The following is a 21644-nucleotide window of genomic DNA, read 5'->3' on the forward strand; positions in this document are numbered from 1 at the left end:
GCTGTATTTAAAGCTGCTTAACGTTATACTAGGCCCAGTTTTTTTACTGGGCTTTTTTTATGAAACGTAAACGCATTTATATCGCTTATACTGGCGGTACTATAGGTATGAAAAAATCGAGTCGAGGCTATATTCCGGCTGAAGGTTTTTTAACAGAAACCGTAGTGAATAACGCAGAATTTAATCGTGATGAAATGCCTTTGTTTGATATTCACGAATACTGCCCTCTTATAGATTCTTCAGACATGTCTCCAGAGCATTGGCAACTTATTGCTAATGATATCAAAGATAAATACCAAGATTATGATGGTTTTGTGGTGCTCCATGGCACTGATACTATGGCGTATACAGCCTCAGCGCTGTCATTTATGTTCGAAAATTTGACTAAACCTGTGATTGTAACCGGCTCACAAATTCCGCTCTCACAATTACGTTCTGATGGCCAAGTAAACTTACTTAATGCCATGTATTTAGCTGCAAATTATCCTATTGCTGAAGTAAGTCTCTTCTTTAATAACCAACTGTTTAGAGGTAATAGAGCAACTAAAGCACACGCGGATGGGTTTAATGCTTTTGCCTCGCCTAATCTAGACCCCTTAGCGTTATCAGGTATTAATATTCAACTTATTAAGGGTCAGCTTAGCCCATATGTTGAAAATGAGCTGCAAGTTACACCAATTACACCTCAACCTATCGGGGTGCTTTATTTGTATCCTGGCATTAGCCAAGAGGTAGTTAAAAGCTTGGTCAATGGCAATATTAAATCACTGGTGCTACTGAGCTTTGGTGTAGGTAATGCACCACAAGATCCGAGCTTTTTGTCAATACTCGAAGAAGCAAGTAAACGTGGCGTCGTAATTGTTAACTTAACTCAGTGTTTAAAAGGTCATGTAAACATGGGTGGCTATGCAACAGGTAATGCGCTATTAAATATTGGTGTAATAAGTGGGTATGATATGACCCTTGAAGCATGTTTAACTAAGTTACATTATTTATTTAGCCAAAATCTTGAAGTCGAAACGATTCGTCATTTAATGCAAGATAACTTACGTGGTGAGTTAAGCCGTTAATTTTTACGGGCTAAAAATACAAAAGGCACGCTAAATAGCGTGCCTTTATCGTTTTAAACAACTGTTTTTTATCTAACTTTAGCGTCTATATCTACTAAATCAGTTAAATGACACATTTCACCACTGTGGGTTTTTATGCCGTGCTCACCAAAGTAATCACGCTGGGCTTGAACTAAATGCCCATTACTCGGTGTAGTTAATGTTGCTAAATACGTTTGTGTAGCTCCCAATACAGGGAATGCTAAACCAGTCATTATTGCTTGACCGGTAATTTTTCGCAAAGAGTTAGACTCTTTTTCAAGAGTGTCAATAAATTCAACACCTTGTGCAACGCTATCAAGGTAATCAGCACGGATTATACAACCAGCGCGCCATGTTTGAAGCGTTTTAGATAAATCTACTTTCCACTGATGAGTACGTGATGCACCTTTAATTAGCGCTAAACCTTGACGATACGCAAGTAAGCTTGCAAGTAAGAACGCGTCTTTTAGCTCTTCTAAATCAATTTCAACATTGTTCGTTGATTTAGATGCATATGTCATCTCTTGTGCAGCCGTTGTGTTACATGCATTAGTTAAATGACGAGCTTGAACAGCAGCAACAAGTGAAGGGACAGCAATACCAAGCTCTAGTGCATTTTGCGCAGTCCAAAGACCAGTACCTTTAGCGCCAACTTTATTATCAATTAAGTCCGCAAGCGGTACATTATTATGATTTTCAAGTGACAATATATGGCTAGAAATAGACAGTAAGTAACTATTTAATTGACCTTCTGACCAGTCATTAAATATCTCAGCTACTTCTTGTGGAGAACGATTAGTACCTAAACGAAGTAATTGGTACACTTCTGCAATAAGTTGCATCAGTGCGTATTCAATACCGTTGTGAACCATTTTTACAAAATGACCACTTGCTGATTGGCCAACACGTGCAAAACACGAGTCGCCATTATAGCTAGCAGCTACTTTTTCAAACCATGGCTCAATACGTTCCCAACCACCTTCAGAACCACTTGCCATCATTGCAGGACCATGACGAGCGCCTTCTGCACCGCCAGAAATTCCCATAGTGGCAAATTCAAATTTATTTTGGTATTTGAGTTTACGCGTTATACCATCTTTATAATTACTATTACCGCAATCGACTATCATATCGTCACAATTAACGCCGGCCTCTACAAGTTCATTACAAACTGTATCAACTAACTCACCAGCAGGAACAAGTAATAAAATAGAACGAGGTGCCTCTAAACGCCTTACCATGTCACTTAAATCAGAGACAATGTGAAGCCTATCAGCCATGCCTTGTGATTTGGCACAACTTAGTAACTCTTCACCCGCATGTGGGTTTTTATCATAAGCGACTAGCGTTATCCCTTTTTCAATCAAGTTTAGGGCAAGATTTTTTCCCATAACGCCTAACCCTACTAATGCAACTTGCATCTAGTGTCCTCCTCGGTAACAACTATTTGGTTAGAAAATTCAGTGTATAAATTAAATAATACCGCGTGCATTATACTCATACAGTCATAAAATACTAACTATGAGCCCATACAACATGCTTTTTTATTACAGATAAATAAGCTACGTAATTATATCAAACATCAATGCTCTCGGGGTGACTAAAAGCTACGCTAATTGAAATTAAGATCATTGACGCATTCTGACACCGGTGTCATAATGATGACACAATAGTTTTGTATAAAATAGTGGCAAACCTTTGAAGTTTGCACATAATTAAAATATTTTAATCTAATATAGATGTTTTAATTCAACAAAATAACGTCAACATGCTTTCACCAAGCAAACAGGAGAAATTGATGCTAAGACGCACGAAAATAGTCGCTACCCTTGGACCTGCTACCGATAGAGATAACAACTTAGAAAAAATTATTATCGCTGGGGCTAATGTAGTACGTTTAAACTTCTCACATGGTGTTGCCCAAGATCATAAAGACCGTGCGCAAGCTGTACGCGATATTGCAAAAAAATTAGGCAAGCATATTGCTATCCTTGCTGACCTTCAAGGCCCTAAAATCCGCGTTTCTACTTTTAAAGAAGGTAAAGTAACGCTTGCTGTGGGTGCAAAGTTCACTCTTGATGCAAAAATGGAAAAAGGCGAAGGCGATGTTAACTCTGTAGGTATTGATTATAAAGAACTACCTAACGATGTTAGCCCTAACGACCTACTACTCCTAAATGACGGCCTTATTCAACTAAGTGTTGATGAAGTAGCTGGGCACTTAGTACATTGTACTGTAACTGTTGGCGGTGTTTTATCTAACAATAAAGGTATTAACCGTTTAGGTGGTGGCTTAACTGCTCCAGCATTTACTGAAAAAGATAAAGAAGATTTAATAACTGCCGCTGAAATTGACGTAGATTACATTGCCGTATCATTCCCACGTAGTGGCGACGATATGCGCTACGTACGCTCACTTGCTGAAGCTGCTGGTTCAAAAGCACAACTACTTGCAAAAATTGAACGTGCTGAAGCCGTAGAAACACAAGAAGCTGTTGATGACATCATTCTAGCGTCTGACGCTGTAATGGTTGCTCGTGGTGATTTAGGTGTTGAAATTGGTGATGCAGCTCTTATGGGCAAGCAAAAACTAATTATTCGTCGTGCTCGTTCATTAAACCGTACTGTAGTAACAGCAACGCAAATGATGGAATCGATGATCGATAACCCTATGCCTACACGTGCAGAGGTTATGGATGTTGCAAATGCTGTTCTTGATGGAACAGATGCTGTAATGCTTTCAGCTGAAACAGCTGCAGGTGATTACCCTGAAGAAACTGTTGCAACTATGGCACGTGTTTGTTTAGGTGCTGAATCTCAAAAAGAAACGCATGTTTCTAAGCATCGTTTAGATAGTCGCTTTTCTAACAATGCAGAATCTATCGCACTTTCTGCTATGTATGCAGCTAATCACTTAGATTCTGTTAAGGCTATCATCACGCTTACTGAATCTGGTAGCACGGCTAAATTAATGTCACGTATCAGCTCAGGCTTACCAATCTACTCGCTTTCACGCCATGCGAGTACATTAGGTCAAACAGCACTTTATCGTGGTGTTTACCCAGTATTTTTTGATTCTACAAAAACTGAAAAAGACGGTATGGTAAAAGCGGCACTTGATACTTTAGTTTCTCAAGGTTCTTTACAGTCTGGCGATACAGTAATTATTACTCACGGTGACTCAATGGAAACTGTGGGCGCAACTAACACTATGAAAATTGTAACTGTTGCGTAATTAAACGCCGAATATAAAAAATGCGAGCTTAGCTCGCATTTTTTGTGCCTGTAATAAAAGCGTTGGCTTTAACTTGCTAATGCCGCTTTAACCTTATCTCGGTAGCTACGGCTCACTTTTAATTCTTGTCCGTTTTCAAGTACTAATAAATACTCGCCACTTACTTGTGTAACCAGCTTACTAATTTGTTTTGTATTTACTATTGCACTGCGGTGTACACGCACAAATAACTGAGGGTCCAGCTCTTGCTCAAGCTCTTTCATTGTTTTACGAAGTATATGCGTTTGTCCATCTTCACAGTGTAAACACATATAGTCACCTGCAGCATCAACCCATTGGATAGTCGCTACAGGTACCCGTATAATTTCACCCTGCTCTTTTACTGCAAGCGATTCTGGGTAACGTCTATCTGTTAAGGTATCGCCAGTCGCTAATTTTTTTAATATTTCTTCGCAATTATTACCAGTAATACCGGCTACAAAACTCGCTAGTTTTTTCTTATGGGCGTTGTCTTGCTGCGTTTTTAAATAAGTATGCACTTTTTCTACCGCCTGTTTTAATCTGTTATCATCAACGGGTTTTAAAATGTAATCGAGAGCATGAATTTCAAATGCTTTTACAGCAAACTGATCAAAAGCAGTTACAAATACAATTGCAGGTAATACTTTTGTACTTTCGCTAAGCGCTCTTGCCACCTCAAAGCCATTCATACCTGGCATCTGAATATCTAAAAAAACCAAATCGATTTTCTCTCTTTGGCACATTTCAATTGCATCAGCGCCTGAACTACATAATTTAATTACTTCAATATCAGAATATTCTTCAAGTCTTACCGCTAAACCTTTTCGCGCTAACGGTTCATCATCAACAATGAGTGTTTTTATTTTAGTCATTTTTCACAGCCTTCTCAAAAGGTACTCGCAGATTAACTTTTAATCCACTTGGCGTATTATGTGATAATACAAACGAATAATTATTTTCATACAACGTTTTTAATCTATCTTTGGTGTTAGCAACACCTACACCTTGAGCGTTAACTAATTGGCCATCAAGTATTTCAGTGCCTGGGCCGTTGTCACCCACTTCTAGTAATAATTCATTCGCAAATACTTGTGCTTTAATATCAATTACACCACCTTCTGTAAGATGGGCAATGGCATATTTAATCGCGTTTTCTATAATTGGTTGCAAAATTAAGCTCGGTACTAAAGCCTCTTTTGCTTGCTCGCTAATATCTACATTTACTTTCAATCGCTCATCAAAACGGACGCGCTCTATTTCTAAATAAAGCATGAGAGCATGTAGCTCTTGCTCAAGCGGTACTTTTTTAATTGGATCGGTATTAAGTGTGTAACGTAAAAAGTCACTTAACCTTGCTACCATTAAGTTAGCATCTTTGTTTTCTTTAACCAAAATTAAAGTAGAAATAGCGTTAAGTGTATTGAATAAAAAATGGGGATTTAACTGATACCTGAGCATTTTTAGTTGCGCTTCGTGTGCCATCGTTGTGGCCTTTAACGCTTTTTGTCGCTCACTTTGTAATAACTGATAATATTTAACGCCAAAGTACAAACCACTCCAACATAAAATAATATAAACCGAATCTAAACCTTGCTGCAGGTAATAAAACCACTCCTCTGGTCTATAACCATGGCGGTATATTTCCCATAGATTGAATTTTTGAACGACAGCCCATAGAGTTCCCGTTATATAAGAGGCACCAAATACTACAATCATTAATACCCAAGGCGAGGCATTCCAAATTTTACGATAAATATACCTAAGCGGCACTGTCATCAAACAACCAGCGTAAGCATTCAATAAAATAACAAATACGTATATATCACGCATTTCAAATACTTTAGAGCCGATATAATTTACTAACGCGTAACCAATCCAGCCCGCGATTTGCAAAAGCCAAAAAAAACGTTGCCTGTTATCGACTAAAGATTGCCAGTTCAAAATAGATGTTTACTCCGTATGGTTAAAACTAATTCCATAAAATAGGCGTTTGTTATTTTTATTATTTTTACCAATGTAGGGCTAATTTTCACAAAATTAGATAGCCTTATTATATAGATTTATGAGTTTGCATAGCACTACAGCTTGCCTTGCTTTTTAAGAGTCTTACCGCAAACAAATAGTCGAGACACTAAAAAAGCGAAAGGTTATCCACCTTCCGCTTTTTAAATATCAATAGCTTTGTGTAAATTAAGCTAGTTTATCTGATGCTACCTTGTAGGTTGGATCTTCAATCACATTCACTTCAACTAAATCACGTGCTTTATGAAGCAACTGCGTACAGTCTTTACTTAAGTGACGTAAATGAAGTTGTTTACCTGCTTTTGTGTATTTGTCAGCAAGTGTATCAATTGCTTCTATTGCACTGTGGTCAGATACGCGGCTGTGTTTAAATTCAACAATCACATTTTTAGGATCATTTTTCACATCGAATAACTCAGAAAAGTTTTTAACAGAGCCAAAGAATAACGGACCATGTAGTTCGTACACCTTAGCGCCTTCCTGATCAATGTAGTTAGTTGTATATATCTGCTTCGCATGCTGCCAAGCAAATACTAGAGCCGATACAATAACACCCACACATACAGCAATCGCTAAATCAGTAATAACCGTCACGCCCGACACAAGAACAATTACAAATGCATCAGATAATGGTACGCGCTTCATCATTTTAAAGCTTGCCCACTCAAATGTACCAAGTACTACCATAAACATAACACCAACAAGTGCAGCTAATGGGATCATTTCAATTAAGCTAGAGGCAAAAATAATAAAACCAAGTAGCATAAGTGCAGCGCTTATACCTGATAAACGAGAGCGGCCACCTGAATTTATATTGATCATTGATTGACCAATCATTGCACAACCACCCATTGCACCAAACATACCGCAGGTAATATTTGCAGCGCCTTGACCAATACATTCTTTATTACTATGACCACGGGTTTCTGTGATCTCATCAATTAAGCTAAGCGTTAATAATGATTCAATTAAACCAATAGCCGCTAAAATAAGTGCATATGGGAAGATAATTTTCAGTGTTTCTAAATTAAAAGGCACCATAGGAATATGAAATTCAGGTAAGCCGCCAGCGATTGTTGCTGTTTCGTCACCAGTCATTCCTTTTAAGAAATCTAATACTGTATGCGCCTCTAAATCAAACCCAATCACTAATCCAGTTACAGTTACAATAGCAACTAGAGATGAAGGCACTGCTGTAGTCAATTTTGGCAAAAAGTGGATTATTGCCATGGTCAATGCAACTAAGCCAAGCATGATAAATAATGGATTACCTGTCATCCATTCTTGTCCGCCCATACCGTCTGGCACTTTAAACTGCCCTAGCTGAGCTAAAAATATAACAATTGCTAACCCGTTTACAAAACCAAGCATTACCGGATGAGGAACCATACGGATAAATTTACCGAGTTTAAATACACCCGCGAGAATTTGCAGTATTCCCATCAGCAACACAGTTGCAAATAGATACTCAACACCGTGATCAAGCACTAAACTTACCATGACAACAGCTAGTGCACCGGTTGCACCTGAAATCATACCAGGGCGACCACCAAAAATAGCCGTAATTAAACCAACGATAAACGCGGCATATAGACCAACCAAAGGTTCTACATTTGCAACAAATGCAAACGCAACTGCTTCTGGGACTAAGGCTAACGCCACAGTTAATCCAGATAGAATATCGTTTTTAGCAGAGCTAGGCGCCCTACTGAGTAAGTTAAACATTGAGGTCCTCAAATGGTGTAATGGGTATCAAAAAAAGCGCTAAATTCTACCAAATTAGCGCTCAGTTAACAATTGTCATTATGTGGTTAAGCTAAACTAAAAATGGTTTAGCTTTTAAAAGAAGTGCTTTTACAAAGGAAGGGAAGTACTGCGTTTTACACATGTCATTGTTACATTAGAATGTACTTCTTGAACGTATTCTAAGCTTAGTAAATTATCGCGCACAAAATGCTCATACCCTTCTATGCCTTGTGAAATTATGCGTAGCATAAAGTCCATGGTACCAGCCATAGTGTAACACTCTGTTACCTCGTCGTAGCTCATGATCAGCTTTTCAAACTCAGCAAGATTCTTTTTACCGTGATTTGATAAACGCACATGTGCATATACAAGCATATCAAAGCCAAGTTTTTTCTCATCTAAAAGAGCCACTTTGCTTTTTATATAACCATCTTGCTCTAGCTTAGCGATTCGACGCCAGCATGGAGATTGAGACAAGCCTACTTTATCTGCAATTTCTGCGGTTGATAAACTAGCATCTTGTTGTAAAAGTGCCAATATTTGGCGATCTACGTGATTTAGAGACATTTTATTTCTTATTTATCAAATAAACTGGTTAAATTATACAACCATTTTAAAACTCAGTCTGCTTATTTTTAATGTTTATGCAGTTTGTAAACTTAAAATAAGTAACTTAACCAAACTTACCACTCACAAAAGGATTTGTTTTCTTTTCAAATCCCACCGTAGTGTCGCTACCATGTCCTGCCAGTATTTTAGTATTATCAGGTAAGGTTAAAATATGCGTCTTAATCGACTCTATAAGTTGTTCACTGTTCCCCTTAGGGAAGTCAGTGCGCCCTACTGAGCCTTTAAAAATAACATCACCTACAATAACGCATTCATTCTCTTGTTGATAAAACACAATATGACCGGGTGTATGCCCTGGGCAATGCTTCACTAAAAAGCTAAGTTTACCTACGCTCACGGTGTCGTTATGGTTTAGCCAAATATCCGGATAAAACGGTTCAATGGGTTTAAATCCAAACATCTGTGCTTGCATAGGTAAGTTTTCAAACCAAAAGTGCTCATCTTTTTGTGGACCAATAATTTGTACGTTAAATTGATTTCGTAAAATATCAGCCCCACCCACATGATCTAAATGCCCGTGCGTTAACCAAATAGCACTTAATGCTAGTTTATTCTCATTAAGGACCGTTATTATTTTATCAGTGTCGCCACCTGGGTCGATAACCACAGCGTGTTTAGTTTCGCTACACCAAATAATACGGCTGTTTTGTGCAAAGGCAGTGACAGGTATAGTTATGATTTCCATATTAAATTTCTTTACTTTTTTGATCTGGAATAACAACTTCTTCTTCGAATGACATAAGTATTGGATACTTTAAGTACGCTTGATCATAAAATGGACTTTGCTCATATAACCAGTTTAATCGTGCCTCTGCGTCACTTGCGAATGATTTATCTTTAAGTTTTTTATCAAACTTAAGCGCAAGTTTTGGGTTATCTTTTAGCATTTGGCGTGCATACGGAATTAGCGCATAGTTTTCCATATATTCAGTACGCTGAAAAATAGTATTAAACTCACCCCACGCAAAAAATGAATCAGGGGCTTCTGGGTGCAATAAATGCACAGCAAGCTCACCTGCTTTTTGTTGAGTATTGACTTGATACCAACCATCTAAATCTACATTTATAGCGGGGACGTAATCAAAAGTTGCTGATACTCTAAAGCGCCCTTCAAATGGTGCTTTATCAAACGTGTAGTCTGCCACCTTTGCAACTTTCAAAGGCTGTGTGTTTGCCCCTTCAAGTTTATTAATAGAGACACCATGTAACTTTAGTTTCTTAATTATATTGCGATATACAGGCGGAATAAAAAAAGCTTTAGGTACTTCAACTGTATGTTGTACATCTTTTTGCCAATAAATAGGTAAGTCAGTATATGTATGTGCTTTACCCAAATACTTCACTTCATTTTGACCCGAAAGTGAATTCATGCTTGATGAATATTCAATGCCTTTAAACTGTGCAATAGTATCAGCTTGCTTGGCATAGCCACGCTTTACTATTAACTGTTTAGGAACAAATTCTTGTTCTTTTTTTACTGCATTAGCTAATTCATGACTGTGCTTTGATAGCGCAGTAATAGCACCATCTAAAAATACATAAGTTCCCAATACACGTTGCTTGTAAGGCTTCAATGAATGATTTTCGACTAAAATAGTCGGCAATGACTTTAAATCCCCCCAACCATTTGAAAAACGTGGCGTAGCAACCCAGCCCGCTAACCCTTTTTTAAAGTCGCGTTTATCCATAACAAAAACAAGTGGTCCTGGGATGTGTCCTTGCTTCGCTAGCGTATCGTCAATGAGAGGTTTAAAAAACTGGTTTAATGCATCAGATACCGCAGGCGATTCGCTCGAAAATACCGGATTGTAACCATAAGTCACATCGTATTGGTAATCTGCGCCGTCGGTAACGTGTACATCAATGTATAAATTTGGGTTGTAGTCGTTAATAACCTTTAAAACACTTCTAACTTCTGGGGTATCTAATTTAGTAAAATCACGATTTAAATTAAGGTTATTAGCATTTGTTCTAAAGCCCATTTTTGCAGGGCCCCGTTGATTAATGCGATTGAATGCACTGCTACGTTCGTGACCATCTACATTTAAAATAGGAATAAATAATATGTTTACCTTTTTTAAAATGTCACGGCGCTTACCCGTCGCTATATCTCTGAGTAACATGAACATGGCATCTTTACCGTCTATCTCACCAGAATGTATTCCTGCCTGGATAAAAATAGTTGGCTTAGTGCTATTAGCCATTTGCCTTGCTTCAAAAAAACCTTGCTCACTGGCAATCAACATTTTTATTGCGCGTTTACTATTACTATAGCCAATGGTTTGAGATTGAAACTGAGTAGGGTTTGCAGCAACTAACCTATCTACAAATGCCATTGTATTTGCATAATCGGGCGACGCTTCACCTGCAGATAACTCAAAGTCAGTAGTTAACGGCCCTTGTTTTTGTAAAAGCTCTACGCTTTTCCCCTGCCACTCAATGAGTGGAGGTAAGTGTGCGTCATACGCCACACTTGCAGATAAAATTAGTAAACTTGCAAACATAAAATTCTCTAACAAACGCCTTAATTATATAAATTATATCAACTAAATTTTTTATAATGAGGAAACTGCGGTGATTCAACAAAAAAATGCAGCCAAATACATTTCACTCATTCACACCTGTGTTTTTAGGCTTTATAACCTTATTAAGTATTATACCAATGCGCAATAATACTTAATCATTTTGCGGGGCTAACCATGTCGCTACCTGCGTTAAAAAACCCTCATTTACGACTGCATGGATGCAGGAGCAATTGCCGAGAACAACTAAATAGCGAATTTTTGCCTAGCTATCAACACGTTTTTCCGCCCTCAAAATAGATCATTTAATTAAGCGAATTGGTATTACTCATTGGTTTAAGTTACTAAATTACAGGCACAAAAAAAGGAGCCATAGGCTCCTTTTTAATACTTATATAAAAAAGCTTAAGCGGCTAGGCCTTCTTTTGCTTTTTCTACAAGCGCTGCGAATGCAACTTGGTCATAAACAGCGATATCTGCAAGGATCTTACGATCGATTTCTACAGAAGTCTTTTTAAGACCATTGATAAAACGGCTGTAAGACAGACCATTTTGACGTGAAGCAGCATTGATACGTGCAATCCATAATTGACGGAAAGTACGTTTCTTCGCACGACGGTCACGGTAAGCGTATTGACCCGCTTTAGTAACAGCCTGGAAAGCTACGCGGTAAACACGTGAACGTGCTCCGTAGTAACCTTTTGCTTGTTTTAAAACTTTTTTGTGACGTGCACGTGCGACAACGCCGCGTTTAACTCTTGCCATTTCTAAAAACCCCTATTAAGCGAACGGTAACATACGTGAAACTAGACCATGGTCATTTTTATGAACCATCATCTTAGGACGTAGGTGTAACTTACGCTTAGAAGTTTTCTTAGTCAGAATATGACGAAGATGCGCTTGTTTACGCTTGAAACCGCCAGAAGCAGTCTTTTTGAAACGCTTAGCAGCGCCACTGTGACTTTTTAGCTTATAAGCCATTGCAATAACTCCAATTGTATTGCTTTTAAATTAGTAAGCAGGCGTGAGATATATTTCTATAGCTCCACTTTTAGGCCTAACTTACTGCCATGTTCCGGTGAAGACCCAACATAAATGCCGCAATCTTACTTTAAGACCGGTTAACTCAGGTGAATATTCGCATATTGCTTGCAGACCTGAGCTAATTTCGGTGCGTATTATCGCTTAAAAATTATTTTTTAGCAACAGGCGCCATCATCATAACCATTTGGCGGCCTTCAACACGATTTGGGAAAGACTCAACTACTGCAAGCTCTTCTAAATCGGCTTTGATACGGTTTAATAATTCTATACCAATTTCTTGGTGAGCCATTTCACGACCACGGAAGCGGATAGTAATCTTAGCTTTATCACCAGCTTCTAAGAACTTACGTAAGTTGCGAAGCTTAACCTGATAATCACCTTCATCCGTACCAGGACGGAATTTGATTTCTTTTATCTGGATTTGCTTTTGCTTCTTCTTCTGCTCTTTTAGTTCTTTGCTTTTTTCAAAGATGAACTTACCGTAGTCCATGATTCTACAAACAGGCGGCTCAGCGTTTGGACTGATCTCAACAAGATCAACACCCGCTGCATCGGCCATAGTTTGCGCGTCTTGTAATGACTGAATTCCAGCTTGTTCGCCTTCAATGTCAATTAAACGAACTTCTTGCGCTGTAATTTCTTCGTTAATACGATTTTTTTGAGCTGTTTGTTGCCCTTTCTTGCCGCCTCTAATAGTACGTTCCTCCAAGAATATCAATAATATAAGCGTGTAAATGGCTGTTTGTTAATGCCTTACACGCTCGATTTTTACTGTCGATTTTTAATTTCTTCACTAATTTTAGCTACAAAATCATCAACATTAAATTTGCCAAGGTCTTCACCTGTGCGAGTACGCACTGCTACTTCTTGCTGTTCAACTTCTTTATCGCCAACAACAAGCAAGTATGGAATACGCTTCAGTGTATGCTCACGGATTTTAAAGCCAATCTTCTCATTTCTCAAGTCAGCAGCGGCTCTAATTCCAAGTTTATTTAATTTTTGTACAACTTCTTTAACATAAGGAGCCTGTTTATCGGTAATATTCATAATTACCACTTGCTTTGGTGCAAGCCACGTCGGGAATAAACCAGCGTACTCTTCAGTTAAAATGCCAATAAAGCGTTCAATAGAACCTAAAATAGCACGATGTATCATTACAGGTGTACGACGCTCGTTATTTTCTGCTACATAAGTAGCACCTAAACGACCCGGTAATGCAAAGTCTAATTGCACTGTACCACACTGCCACGCTCTGTCTAAACAATCGTACAAAGTAAATTCAATCTTCGGACCGTAAAACGCGCCTTCGCCCGGAAGATAATCAAATTCAATATCGTTTAGCTTAAGTGCATCAGCTAAAGCAAGCTCTGCTTTATCCCACATATGGTCTTCACCAATGCGTTGTTCTGGGCGAGTAGATAGCTTAACTACAATCTTCTCAAATCCGAATGTTTCATATGTATCATAAACCATCTTAATACACGCTGACACTTCGTCCATTATCTGCTCTTCAGTACAGAAAATGTGAGCATCATCTTGTGTAAAGCCACGTACACGCATTAAACCGTGTAGTGCACCTGATGGTTCATTACGGTGACAACAACCAAATTCAGCCATACGAAGTGGTAAATCACGGTACGATTTTAAACCTTGGTTAAAGATTTGCACGTGACCAGGACAGTTCATAGGTTTAATTGCGTATTCACGTTTTTCAGACTCAGTGGTAAACATTGCTTCTGAATATTTTTCCCAGTGACCTGATTTTTCCCAAAGTGAACGGTCCATCATCATTGGACCTTTTACTTCTTCGTACTCATATTCGCGTAATTTTTCACGTACAAATTCTTCAAGCTCGCGGTAAATGCTCCAACCATCGTTGTGCCAAAATACCATGCCTGGTGCTTCTTCTTGCCAATGCCATAAATCAAGCGCTTTACCAATACGACGGTGATCGCGTTTTTCAGCTTCTTCAAGGCGCTTTAAATACGCTTTAAGTTGCTTTTTATCGCCCCACGCGGTGCCATAAATGCGTTGTAGCATTTTGTTTTCTGAATCACCACGCCAATATGCACCCGCCACTTTCATTATTTTGAAGTTTTGGCAAAATTTCATGTTAGGAACGTGAGGTCCACGACACATGTCTACATATTCTTCGTGATGATATAAACCTGGGCGGTCATCTTTAGCGATGTTTTCGTCCAGAATTTCTATTTTGTATGTTTCGCCACGCGCTTCAAATGTATCGCGTGCTTCTTGCCAGCTTACTGTTTTTTTCACTACGTCGTAGTTGGTTTTTGCAAGTTGCAGCATACGCTTTTCAATTGCTTCAAGATCATCTTGTGATAATGAATGTTCCATATCGATATCGTAGTAAAAACCGTTATCAATGGTAGGACCAATTGCCATTTTTGCGTCTGGGAAAAGTTGCTTAACGGCATGACCAATTAAGTGAGCACAAGAGTGACGAATGATTTCAAGGCCGTCATCGTCTTTAGCGGTAATGATCTCAAGACGAGAGTCTTTACTAATTAAATCACATGCATCAACACGGTCGCCATTAACACGACCCGCAATGGTCGCTTTAGCTAAACCAGGACCAATGTCGTTTGCAACATCAAGCGTGCTTACAGGGTTTTCAAAACTACGTTGACTTCCGTCTGGAAGAGTAATAACTGGCATTATAAATCCTTGCTACAGTGGTGACACCTACAATGTATCACGTGTATTTTTAATAAATTAAATGAGAATGACTCGACAACGCTTTTACGAATAAGCATTGACTAATATATGTAGATGAGGAGTCTATTCAACTACAAAGATATATTGTCGCGTGCCGCGCATTTAATTACAAGTTTAAAGGGGTGAAATCCACCCGTTTTATCCACAAAATGTAGCTTTTAAAGCAAAAAAATCATTTTATTAAAATATAAAAGCATCAATGCATTAATTACGCGCCTACAACTATACCCACACTCGCATTTTAATGTGCGTTGCGTATAATACTGCGTAATTAAGTTATTTTAGAGAATAGACATGAGAACATGTGGTGTAGAAATTACCGGTAGTGATGTACTACTTTGTATTTTAAGTAAAGATAATGACGTATTTGATATTCGCGATGTGCGCCAAACACGCTTTACCTTAGGTAACGGTAACGACACTGAAGTAATGCGTAAATTTCAATTCGATTTTGCAAAACTAATGCAAGATTACCAAATTGATTCTGTTGCAATTCGTGAGCGTCAGCCTAAAGGTAAATTTGCTGGCAGTGCAAAAGGCTTTAAAATGGAAACTGCAATTCAATTAATCGACAACTTAGATGTACGTTTATTTACTACAACTGAAGTTAAAGAGCAGTTAAAACGCAACCCCATCCCTATTGATTTTGAAGAAACAGGCCTTAAAAAGTACCAAGAAAATGCTTTTGTAAACGCTTACGTTTACATCATGAAAAAAACATACCGCAGCGACGAAATGTAAACTCATTACTCGTTTAAAAACGCGTACTTACATTGTAAGACGCGTTTTTTTGTGTCTAAAAAGTAGTATTAGCTTTTATTAATCTAATAATACATTAGTCTAACTGCACTTCTCTTTGTCGACAATATGTGTTTATTTTAACTTTGTAGTTTACATAACTCACACACATTTTCATGGAGAGAGCAATGCACACACACACTATTGCGGTAAAAGAAGTAGAACAAATAAATCACTTGCCGTTATCTCAAAGCTACTTTAAAGGTATACAAAGCACACCTTTAACAAATTCGACTATCGGGGAGTACTTTGACTTTATTGTCGACAAAAATCCAAAGGCGTTAGCTGTTGTAGTTCATCACCAGGGTATTCGCTTAACGTATAAAGAATTTCAAAAAGAAGTTAATCAGCTTGCTATGGGGTTACTTGCCCTTGGCGTGAAACCAGGCGAGCGTGTTGGCATTTGGTCTCCTAATAATATTGAGTGGTGCTTAACCCAATTTGCAACGGCAAAAATTGGCGCAATAATGGTGTGCATCAACCCGGCCTATCGCCCTAACGAATTACAATACGCCTTAAATAGTGTTGAATGCTCTACTCTAATCACAGCATCAAACTTTAAAGGCAGTGATTATTTAGAAATGCTCAATGGTTTGGCTCCAGAACTTGCAACTTGCGATAAAGACACACTTAATTTAAAAGCACTGCCCACTCTTAAAAATATAATCCGCATTGGCGATGAAGCATCTCCTGGTATGCACTCTTTTAATGATGTTATTAACTTGCCAACATCAGCACATGAGCTTGAATTAAAAGCAATAGGTGCAAACTTAAATGCTGAGCAAGACATCAATATACAATTTACATCAGGCACAACAGGTAACCCAAAAGGCGCAACGCTCACTCATAAAAACATTTTAAATAATGCGCTATTCGTCGCCGAATCTATGCACTTTACGAGCGATGACAAGTTATGTATCCCTATCCCGTTATATCATTGCTTTGCAATGGTATTGGGTAGCTTATTGTGTGTTAGTAAAGGTGCAGCAGCCATTTACCCAAGTGATTCGTTCGATGCAAAAACCACGCTTGATGTAGTTCAACAAGAAGGATGTACAGCGCTGCACGGTGTACCTACTATGTTTATTAGTGAGCTTGAGCTGAGTAATTTTAACGATTATGACCTAAGTACTTTACGCACGGGTGTAATGGCAGGCTCTACATGCCCAGAGCAAGTAATGCGCAAAGTACAAACACAAATGAACATGCATCAAGTACTGATTGCTTACGGGCAAACGGAGTGCAGCCCCATAAACAATATTACCGAAACAGACTCTTCAATAGAGCGGCAAGTAACAACGGTTGGCCGCGCACTTGCCCATACCGAGGTTAAAATAATTGACGAGCTGGGTAACATTCAAAAAATTGGTCAACCTGGCGAAGTGTGTAGTAAAGGCGCAGGCATAATGCGCTGCTATTGGAATGACGATGCTAAAACAAAAGCCACAATAGATGAAAGTGGTTGGCTACACTCTGGCGATTTAGGTGTCATGGATACAGAAGGGTTTGTCACGATTGTTGGCCGTATTAAAGATATGATTATTCGCGGCGGCGAAAACATTTACCCGCGCGAAATAGAAGAAGTACTTTACACCTACCCTGGCATTCAAGATGCTGCCATATTTGGTATAACCGATGAAAAGTATGGCGAAGAAGTGTGCGCTTGGATCCAACCAAAAGAAGATGCTGTACTTGATGAGCAAGCAATTCGTGAGTTTTTAAAAGACAAACTAGCCTACTTTAAAATGCCACGACATATCCGTTTTGTAGAAAACTACCCAATGACAGTAACAGGTAAACTGCAAAAATTTAAAATGCGCGAGCAAATGCAAGAAGAGCTAAGCGACAACGCTTTTTCCTAGTTTCGTCTTTAAGTAACTGAGGCTCTGGATAGGGAATTTATCTCAGAGCTATGTTCAGAGCTAGCAGCGTTAAATTTACGTATGTTAGGACTAATACTAAAAAGCACAGCCAATTGGCTGTGCTTTTTATGTACTGAATTTATTATAAATTCAACATTCTCTTTTTTAAACGTTCTAAATCAATCGCACTCGAGCGCACTGTTAATTTAATATGGCTGTATTCATATTCTTCTTTAACAACACTCATACTCGATCGGATTTCGCCCACGATACCTTTGGCTGTGTACGGTATAACAATCTCTTCTTCAATCATGTCCTCTTGAGCAATGCCAATAATGTATTTGTGCAGTTTACTAATATCATCTGGATTACGTGTAGAGGTCATCATCGCATCAGGAAATTCATCCATTAGCGACTGCTGCTGCTCAGTACTTAATTGGTCTGACTTATTCAATACTAATAGTTTTTTGCTACCTTCTACTCCAACTTCTGCCAGTACTTTATGTACTACTTCAAGTTGTGAGCGAAAAGAAGGATCTGAAGCATCTACAACATACAACAATAACGACGCATCATGTGCCTCAGCGAGCGTTGAATGAAATGAAGCAACCAAATCATGAGGTAATTTTTTAATAAAACCAACCGTATCTGAAACCAATATACGAGGCTGGGTAATCGGATACAGCGCGCGAACAGTGGTATCTAGCGTTGCAAAAAGTTTGTTTTCGCCTTCTACATCACTACCTGTAATTGCGCGCATCATTGATGACTTGCCCGCATTGGTATAACCAATTAAAGCCACTGAGAATAGCTCAGAGCGCTGCGTACGTCTGTCCATCATTACATCTTGAACACTAACAAGTTCGCGCTTTAATTCTGCTAACTGATCGCGCACCTTACGGCGATTAAGCTCAAGTGTGGTTTCACCCGCACCTTTACCCATTTGGCGTTCTTTATCACCTGTTGATGTTTCACGCAGTCGTGGCGCTACATAATTAAGGCGAGCTATTTCAACTTGTAATTTTGCAGTTTTAGTACGCGCATGACGACTAAATATTTCAATGATAATACCGGTGCGGTCAAATACTTCTACACCTAGCTGGTTCTCAACATTACGTAGTTGAGAAGGCGTTAAATCGCAGTCAAATACCACTACATCAGCACATGCAAAATCAAGTTCGCCTGATGGGATTTCTGAGGATATTTCGGTTAAAGGGTCTTCATCAAGTAAATCATCTTCTTGCTCGTTTTCAACCATCCCTTTATTACCGGTAAGGTGGGCTATTTCAGCTAGTTTACCTGAGCCCAGTACATTAACTTTTTGAGTTGAGCTTTGCTTTTGCGATTGCGTACCTACTACTTTAAATCCTAACGTAGTCACCAAACGAGCAAGCTCTGCAAGCGACTCTGTTGCTTCGTCGCCTTTAAATTGTGGTGTGCTAATAGAAATAAGTAACGCATTAGGAAGTGATGGTTTTGCAGTTAGTTGCATAATTTTTTGTCTTAATGCACCTAAAGTGCAAACCTAATTTTCATTCGAAAGTAACTTGATCCTACGCTGTTATAGCCCAGCTTTATAGGGTTATAGTTCACTAATGGCGTTAATATTTAAAACTAACCATAATATACTCAATTTTATGGCTAGTTTTAAAATCACATTATATTAAAGCCTTATGTTCAGCTTTAATATTAAACGACGCCCTGCTCAATCATTGCATCGGCGACGCGCCTAAAGCCTGCAATGTTAGCGCCTAATAAAAGATTTCCAGGCTCAGCAAATTCTGTAGCGGTATCGTTGGCGGTAACAAATATATTTTTCATAATTTGTTTTAGCTTTTCATCAACTTCTTCAAAGGTCCAACTTTGCATACTCGCATTTTGTGCCATTTCTAATTGGCTTGTTGCAACGCCGCCGGCATTGGCCGCTTTACCTGGTCCATACGCAATTTTTGCAGCAATAAAGCAATCAATAGCCTCTTTTGTTGAAGGCATGTTTGCGCCTTCACTTACTAATAAACAACCGCCGGATAATAAAGCGCTTGCATCCGCCTGTGTTAATTCATTTTGTGTGGCGCACGGAAAAGCAGCGGCAGCATTAAAGCGCCAAACAGCGTGCCCATCTTTAGGGTAGTCATTTACAGAAATATAAATAGCATCGGGGTGAGTTTGTTTATATTCGCTCAAGCAATCACGCGATTGCTCTTTCAAACATTTAATAAGATTTAAATCTATACCCGATTCATGATACACAGTGCCACGAGAGTCGCTGCAACTTACTGGTGTTGCCCCCATTTGATAAAGCTTTTCCATTGCATAAATAGCAACATTACCTGCGCCCGAGACCAAGCAGCGCTTACCTTGTAGGCTATCGCCGCGCGCTTGCAGCATATAGTCAGCAAAATAAACAGCGCCGTATCCAGTGGCTTCTTTTCGTACAAGCGATCCACCCCACAATAAGCTTTTACCTGTTAAAACACCTTCATAGCGCCCAGTCAAACGCTTATATTGACCAAACAAGTAACCTATTTCTCTCGCCCCTACTCCAATGTCTCCAGCGGGTACGTCGGTTGTAGGGCCAATATGGCGATAGAGCTCACTCATAAATGATTGGCAAAAACGCATTATTTCAGCATCTGAGCGCCCTTTTGGATCAAAGTTTGCCCCACCTTTACCACCACCGATTGGTAAACCTGTTAAAGCATTTTTAAATATTTGCTCAAACCCTAAAAATTTAATTATGCTGGCATTCACACTTGGGTGAAAACGTAAGCCACCTTTATAGGGGCCAAGTGCAGAGTTAAACTCAATTCTGTAGCCTTTATTGACCTGAATATTGCCTTCGTCATCAACCCAAGGAACTCTAAACATAATTTGGCGTTCGGGTTCAACTAAGCGTTGTATAATGGCATTTTTTTTGTATTTTTCTGAGTTTTCTAAGATAGGCTCGAGTGATTCAAGTACTTCTTCAACGGCTTGATAAAACTCGCATTGTGCAGGACTACTATTTTTTAATTGTGCGATTGTGCTATGGATATAATTCATAATTATTCTTCCGTGTTAATAATAAAAGTATTTATCAGATGTTAAAGTAAACGTGATCAAGTTTATGATTCATGCTTTAAGGTCTTAATTTAATATAATTAACTATTACCTTAGCATGAAAAATTGAGATATTTAACGCCAGCTGCGTGAATTATTTTTGATTGGAAGTTTGATTTTTATTTATTAAAGATGAATTTAAATTCACAGGTTTAAAATTAGAACAGTGCCAAGCGAATTTTTATATTTTCAAAAGGGAATTTTAGAAGTATTAGGTTAGGTATGGGTTTGTTTGAAAATATAACAATTAATGGGTTTTATACTGCATTGCGCTCGCAAAAAACCCACTAACTAAAAGCTAATTAGCTAAAACCAGTTACTCAGCAGACTCTTCTGGGCGGTGCTGCTTTTGTACGCCAGTTAAAAACAAACGTAATATTTGATCGTTACAAACACGGTAATGTTTGTTATCTACTTTTCGAGAAAATGCGCTTAACTCATGTTTACTTAAATCAAAATCAACAAGTGCAAGTGTTGCTATAACATCTTCTGCTTTCATATTTAAAGCAATACGTAGCTTCATAAAGATAATATTGTTGTTTAGCTTTTTCTCAGGCTCTGGTTGCTCACCTTCGCGTTTGCCACGTTGGGTATTAATAAACCCATTTAAAAAGCTAGCAAACTCAGTATCACTTATTGGGGTAAAAGCCTCTTCACCTTCTTTAGTTAACCATGCAATTACTTGCTCTTTGGTGACCGTATGCTCTGCTGATGCAAAAACATTGACCATAGCAGTATCAGTTAAGTTAAAAGTGTAGCGAATGCGGCGTAAAATATCGTTATTAGTCAAAGTAAATCCCAAAGTGAGGTATAGCAACCAAGCAGTTATTGCTTA

General features: G+C 38.6%; 18 protein-coding genes. 4 read left to right on the forward strand and 14 right to left on the reverse strand.

The genetic code is table 11. The features are described 5' to 3' along the window. Positions 1-59 precede the first annotated feature (59 nt). Complete coding sequence (ansA, locus tag QT16_RS17895) at positions 60-1070, forward strand: asparaginase (protein WP_039489815.1); 1011 nt, start codon at positions 60-62, stop codon at positions 1068-1070. 68 nt (positions 1071-1138) lie between these two features. Here ansA and gnd read toward each other — a convergent pair whose 3' ends face one another. Beyond that, on the reverse strand, positions 1139-2512 hold the full coding sequence (gene gnd, locus QT16_RS17900) for an NADP-dependent phosphogluconate dehydrogenase (protein WP_039489817.1): 1374 nt from the start codon (positions 2510-2512) through the stop codon (positions 1139-1141). 377 nt (positions 2513-2889) lie between these two features. Between gnd and pyk the strand changes: the two genes are divergently transcribed. After that, entirely contained in the window at positions 2890-4326 is a 1437-nt protein-coding gene (gene pyk / locus QT16_RS17905; RefSeq protein WP_039489818.1) for a pyruvate kinase, read from the forward strand. A gap of 68 nt (positions 4327-4394) precedes the next feature. Here the strand turns inward: pyk and QT16_RS17910 are convergent, their stop codons facing one another. The 10 genes from QT16_RS17910 to thrS all read right to left on the reverse strand — a co-directional run bounded on the left by QT16_RS17910 (position 4395) and on the right by thrS (position 14990). Further along, positions 4395-5219 carry a LytR/AlgR family response regulator transcription factor gene (locus QT16_RS17910; RefSeq protein WP_039489820.1) on the reverse strand — a complete coding sequence of 275 codons (825 nt, stop codon included), beginning with the start codon at positions 5217-5219 and terminating at the stop codon, positions 4395-4397. After that, a complete protein-coding gene (locus QT16_RS17915) occupies positions 5212-6288 on the reverse strand; it encodes a sensor histidine kinase (RefSeq protein WP_024596641.1) in 1077 nt (358 codons plus the stop codon). Before QT16_RS17915 ends, QT16_RS17910 begins: the two co-directional genes overlap by 8 nt. Before the next feature lie 249 nt (positions 6289-6537). Beyond that, positions 6538-8094 carry a SulP family inorganic anion transporter gene (locus QT16_RS17920; protein ID WP_039489822.1) on the reverse strand — a complete coding sequence of 519 codons (1557 nt, stop codon included), beginning with the start codon at positions 8092-8094 and terminating at the stop codon, positions 6538-6540. A gap of 129 nt (positions 8095-8223) precedes the next feature. After that, positions 8224-8682, reverse strand: a complete 459-nt coding sequence (locus tag QT16_RS17925; protein WP_002960703.1) for an Lrp/AsnC family transcriptional regulator — start codon at positions 8680-8682, stop codon at positions 8224-8226. Between the two features lie 106 nt (positions 8683-8788). Further along, positions 8789-9430, reverse strand: a complete 642-nt coding sequence (locus tag QT16_RS17930) for an MBL fold metallo-hydrolase (protein WP_039489827.1) — start codon at positions 9428-9430, stop codon at positions 8789-8791. Position 9431: 1 nt separating this feature from the next. Continuing rightward, positions 9432-11249, reverse strand: coding sequence for a M14 family metallopeptidase (locus QT16_RS17935; RefSeq protein ID WP_039489830.1), 1818 nt, complete (start codon positions 11247-11249; stop codon positions 9432-9434). Positions 11250-11672: 423 nt separating this feature from the next. Beyond that, positions 11673-12032 (reverse strand): 50S ribosomal protein L20, encoded by a 360-nt coding sequence (gene rplT / locus QT16_RS17940; protein WP_002960711.1) that lies wholly within the window; start codon positions 12030-12032, stop codon positions 11673-11675. A 15-nt stretch (positions 12033-12047) separates the two neighbouring features. Then, on the reverse strand, positions 12048-12248 hold the full coding sequence (gene rpmI / locus QT16_RS17945) for a 50S ribosomal protein L35 (RefSeq protein ID WP_002960713.1): 201 nt from the start codon (positions 12246-12248) through the stop codon (positions 12048-12050). Positions 12249-12459: 211 nt separating this feature from the next. After that, positions 12460-13020, reverse strand: a complete 561-nt coding sequence (gene infC / locus QT16_RS17950) for a translation initiation factor IF-3 (RefSeq protein WP_002960714.1) — start codon at positions 13018-13020, stop codon at positions 12460-12462. Between the two features lie 59 nt (positions 13021-13079). Continuing rightward, positions 13080-14990 (reverse strand): threonine--tRNA ligase, encoded by a 1911-nt coding sequence (gene thrS, locus QT16_RS17955; RefSeq protein WP_039489833.1) that lies wholly within the window; start codon positions 14988-14990, stop codon positions 13080-13082. A gap of 354 nt (positions 14991-15344) precedes the next feature. Between thrS and QT16_RS17960 the strand changes: the two genes are divergently transcribed. Together QT16_RS17960 and QT16_RS17965 are read left to right on the forward strand one after the other, a co-directional pair. Further along, a complete protein-coding gene (locus QT16_RS17960) occupies positions 15345-15791 on the forward strand; it encodes a DUF3010 family protein (RefSeq protein WP_002960715.1) in 447 nt (148 codons plus the stop codon). Between the two features lie 185 nt (positions 15792-15976). Then, the gene (locus QT16_RS17965; protein ID WP_039489835.1) at positions 15977-17710 is read left to right on the forward strand and encodes an AMP-binding protein; all 1734 of its coding nucleotides are present in this window, start codon (positions 15977-15979) and stop codon (positions 17708-17710) included. 142 nt (positions 17711-17852) lie between these two features. On the opposite strand, the gene hflX is transcribed toward QT16_RS17965, so the two are convergent. From hflX to QT16_RS17980, 3 genes are all read right to left on the reverse strand, one after another. Then, positions 17853-19202 carry a GTPase HflX gene (gene hflX / locus QT16_RS17970; protein ID WP_039489839.1) on the reverse strand — a complete coding sequence of 450 codons (1350 nt, stop codon included), beginning with the start codon at positions 19200-19202 and terminating at the stop codon, positions 17853-17855. A gap of 197 nt (positions 19203-19399) precedes the next feature. Then, positions 19400-20752 (reverse strand): NADP-specific glutamate dehydrogenase, encoded by a 1353-nt coding sequence (gene gdhA, locus QT16_RS17975; RefSeq protein WP_039489842.1) that lies wholly within the window; start codon positions 20750-20752, stop codon positions 19400-19402. Between the two features lie 373 nt (positions 20753-21125). Further along, positions 21126-21599, reverse strand: coding sequence for a YehS family protein (locus QT16_RS17980; protein ID WP_002960721.1), 474 nt, complete (start codon positions 21597-21599; stop codon positions 21126-21128). Positions 21600-21644 lie beyond the last annotated feature (45 nt).

The organism is Pseudoalteromonas distincta (assembly GCF_000814675.1).
In the GTDB taxonomy this organism is placed as follows: Bacteria; Pseudomonadota; Gammaproteobacteria; order Enterobacterales; family Alteromonadaceae; genus Pseudoalteromonas; species Pseudoalteromonas distincta.

Coding starts and splice junctions, on each gene's coding strand:
- QT16_RS17920 (WP_039489822.1), bottom strand. CDS start 8,094: ATGTTTAACTTACTCAGTAGGGCGCCTAGCTCTGCTAAAAACGATATT.
- QT16_RS17910 (WP_039489820.1), bottom strand. CDS start 5,219: ATGACTAAAATAAAAACACTCATTGTTGATGATGAACCGTTAGCGCGA.
- QT16_RS17935 (WP_039489830.1), bottom strand. CDS start 11,249: ATGTTTGCAAGTTTACTAATTTTATCTGCAAGTGTGGCGTATGACGCA.
- thrS (WP_039489833.1), bottom strand. CDS start 14,990: ATGCCAGTTATTACTCTTCCAGACGGAAGTCAACGTAGTTTTGAAAAC.
- QT16_RS17960 (WP_002960715.1), top strand. CDS start 15,345: ATGAGAACATGTGGTGTAGAAATTACCGGTAGTGATGTACTACTTTGT.
- rpmI (WP_002960713.1), bottom strand. CDS start 12,248: ATGGCTTATAAGCTAAAAAGTCACAGTGGCGCTGCTAAGCGTTTCAAA.
- gdhA (WP_039489842.1), bottom strand. CDS start 20,752: ATGAATTATATCCATAGCACAATCGCACAATTAAAAAATAGTAGTCCT.
- hflX (WP_039489839.1), bottom strand. CDS start 19,202: ATGCAACTAACTGCAAAACCATCACTTCCTAATGCGTTACTTATTTCT.
- QT16_RS17925 (WP_002960703.1), bottom strand. CDS start 8,682: ATGTCTCTAAATCACGTAGATCGCCAAATATTGGCACTTTTACAACAA.
- QT16_RS17965 (WP_039489835.1), top strand. CDS start 15,977: ATGCACACACACACTATTGCGGTAAAAGAAGTAGAACAAATAAATCAC.
- pyk (WP_039489818.1), top strand. CDS start 2,890: ATGCTAAGACGCACGAAAATAGTCGCTACCCTTGGACCTGCTACCGAT.
- gnd (WP_039489817.1), bottom strand. CDS start 2,512: ATGCAAGTTGCATTAGTAGGGTTAGGCGTTATGGGAAAAAATCTTGCC.
- QT16_RS17930 (WP_039489827.1), bottom strand. CDS start 9,430: ATGGAAATCATAACTATACCTGTCACTGCCTTTGCACAAAACAGCCGT.
- ansA (WP_039489815.1), top strand. CDS start 60: ATGAAACGTAAACGCATTTATATCGCTTATACTGGCGGTACTATAGGT.
- rplT (WP_002960711.1), bottom strand. CDS start 12,032: ATGGCAAGAGTTAAACGCGGCGTTGTCGCACGTGCACGTCACAAAAAA.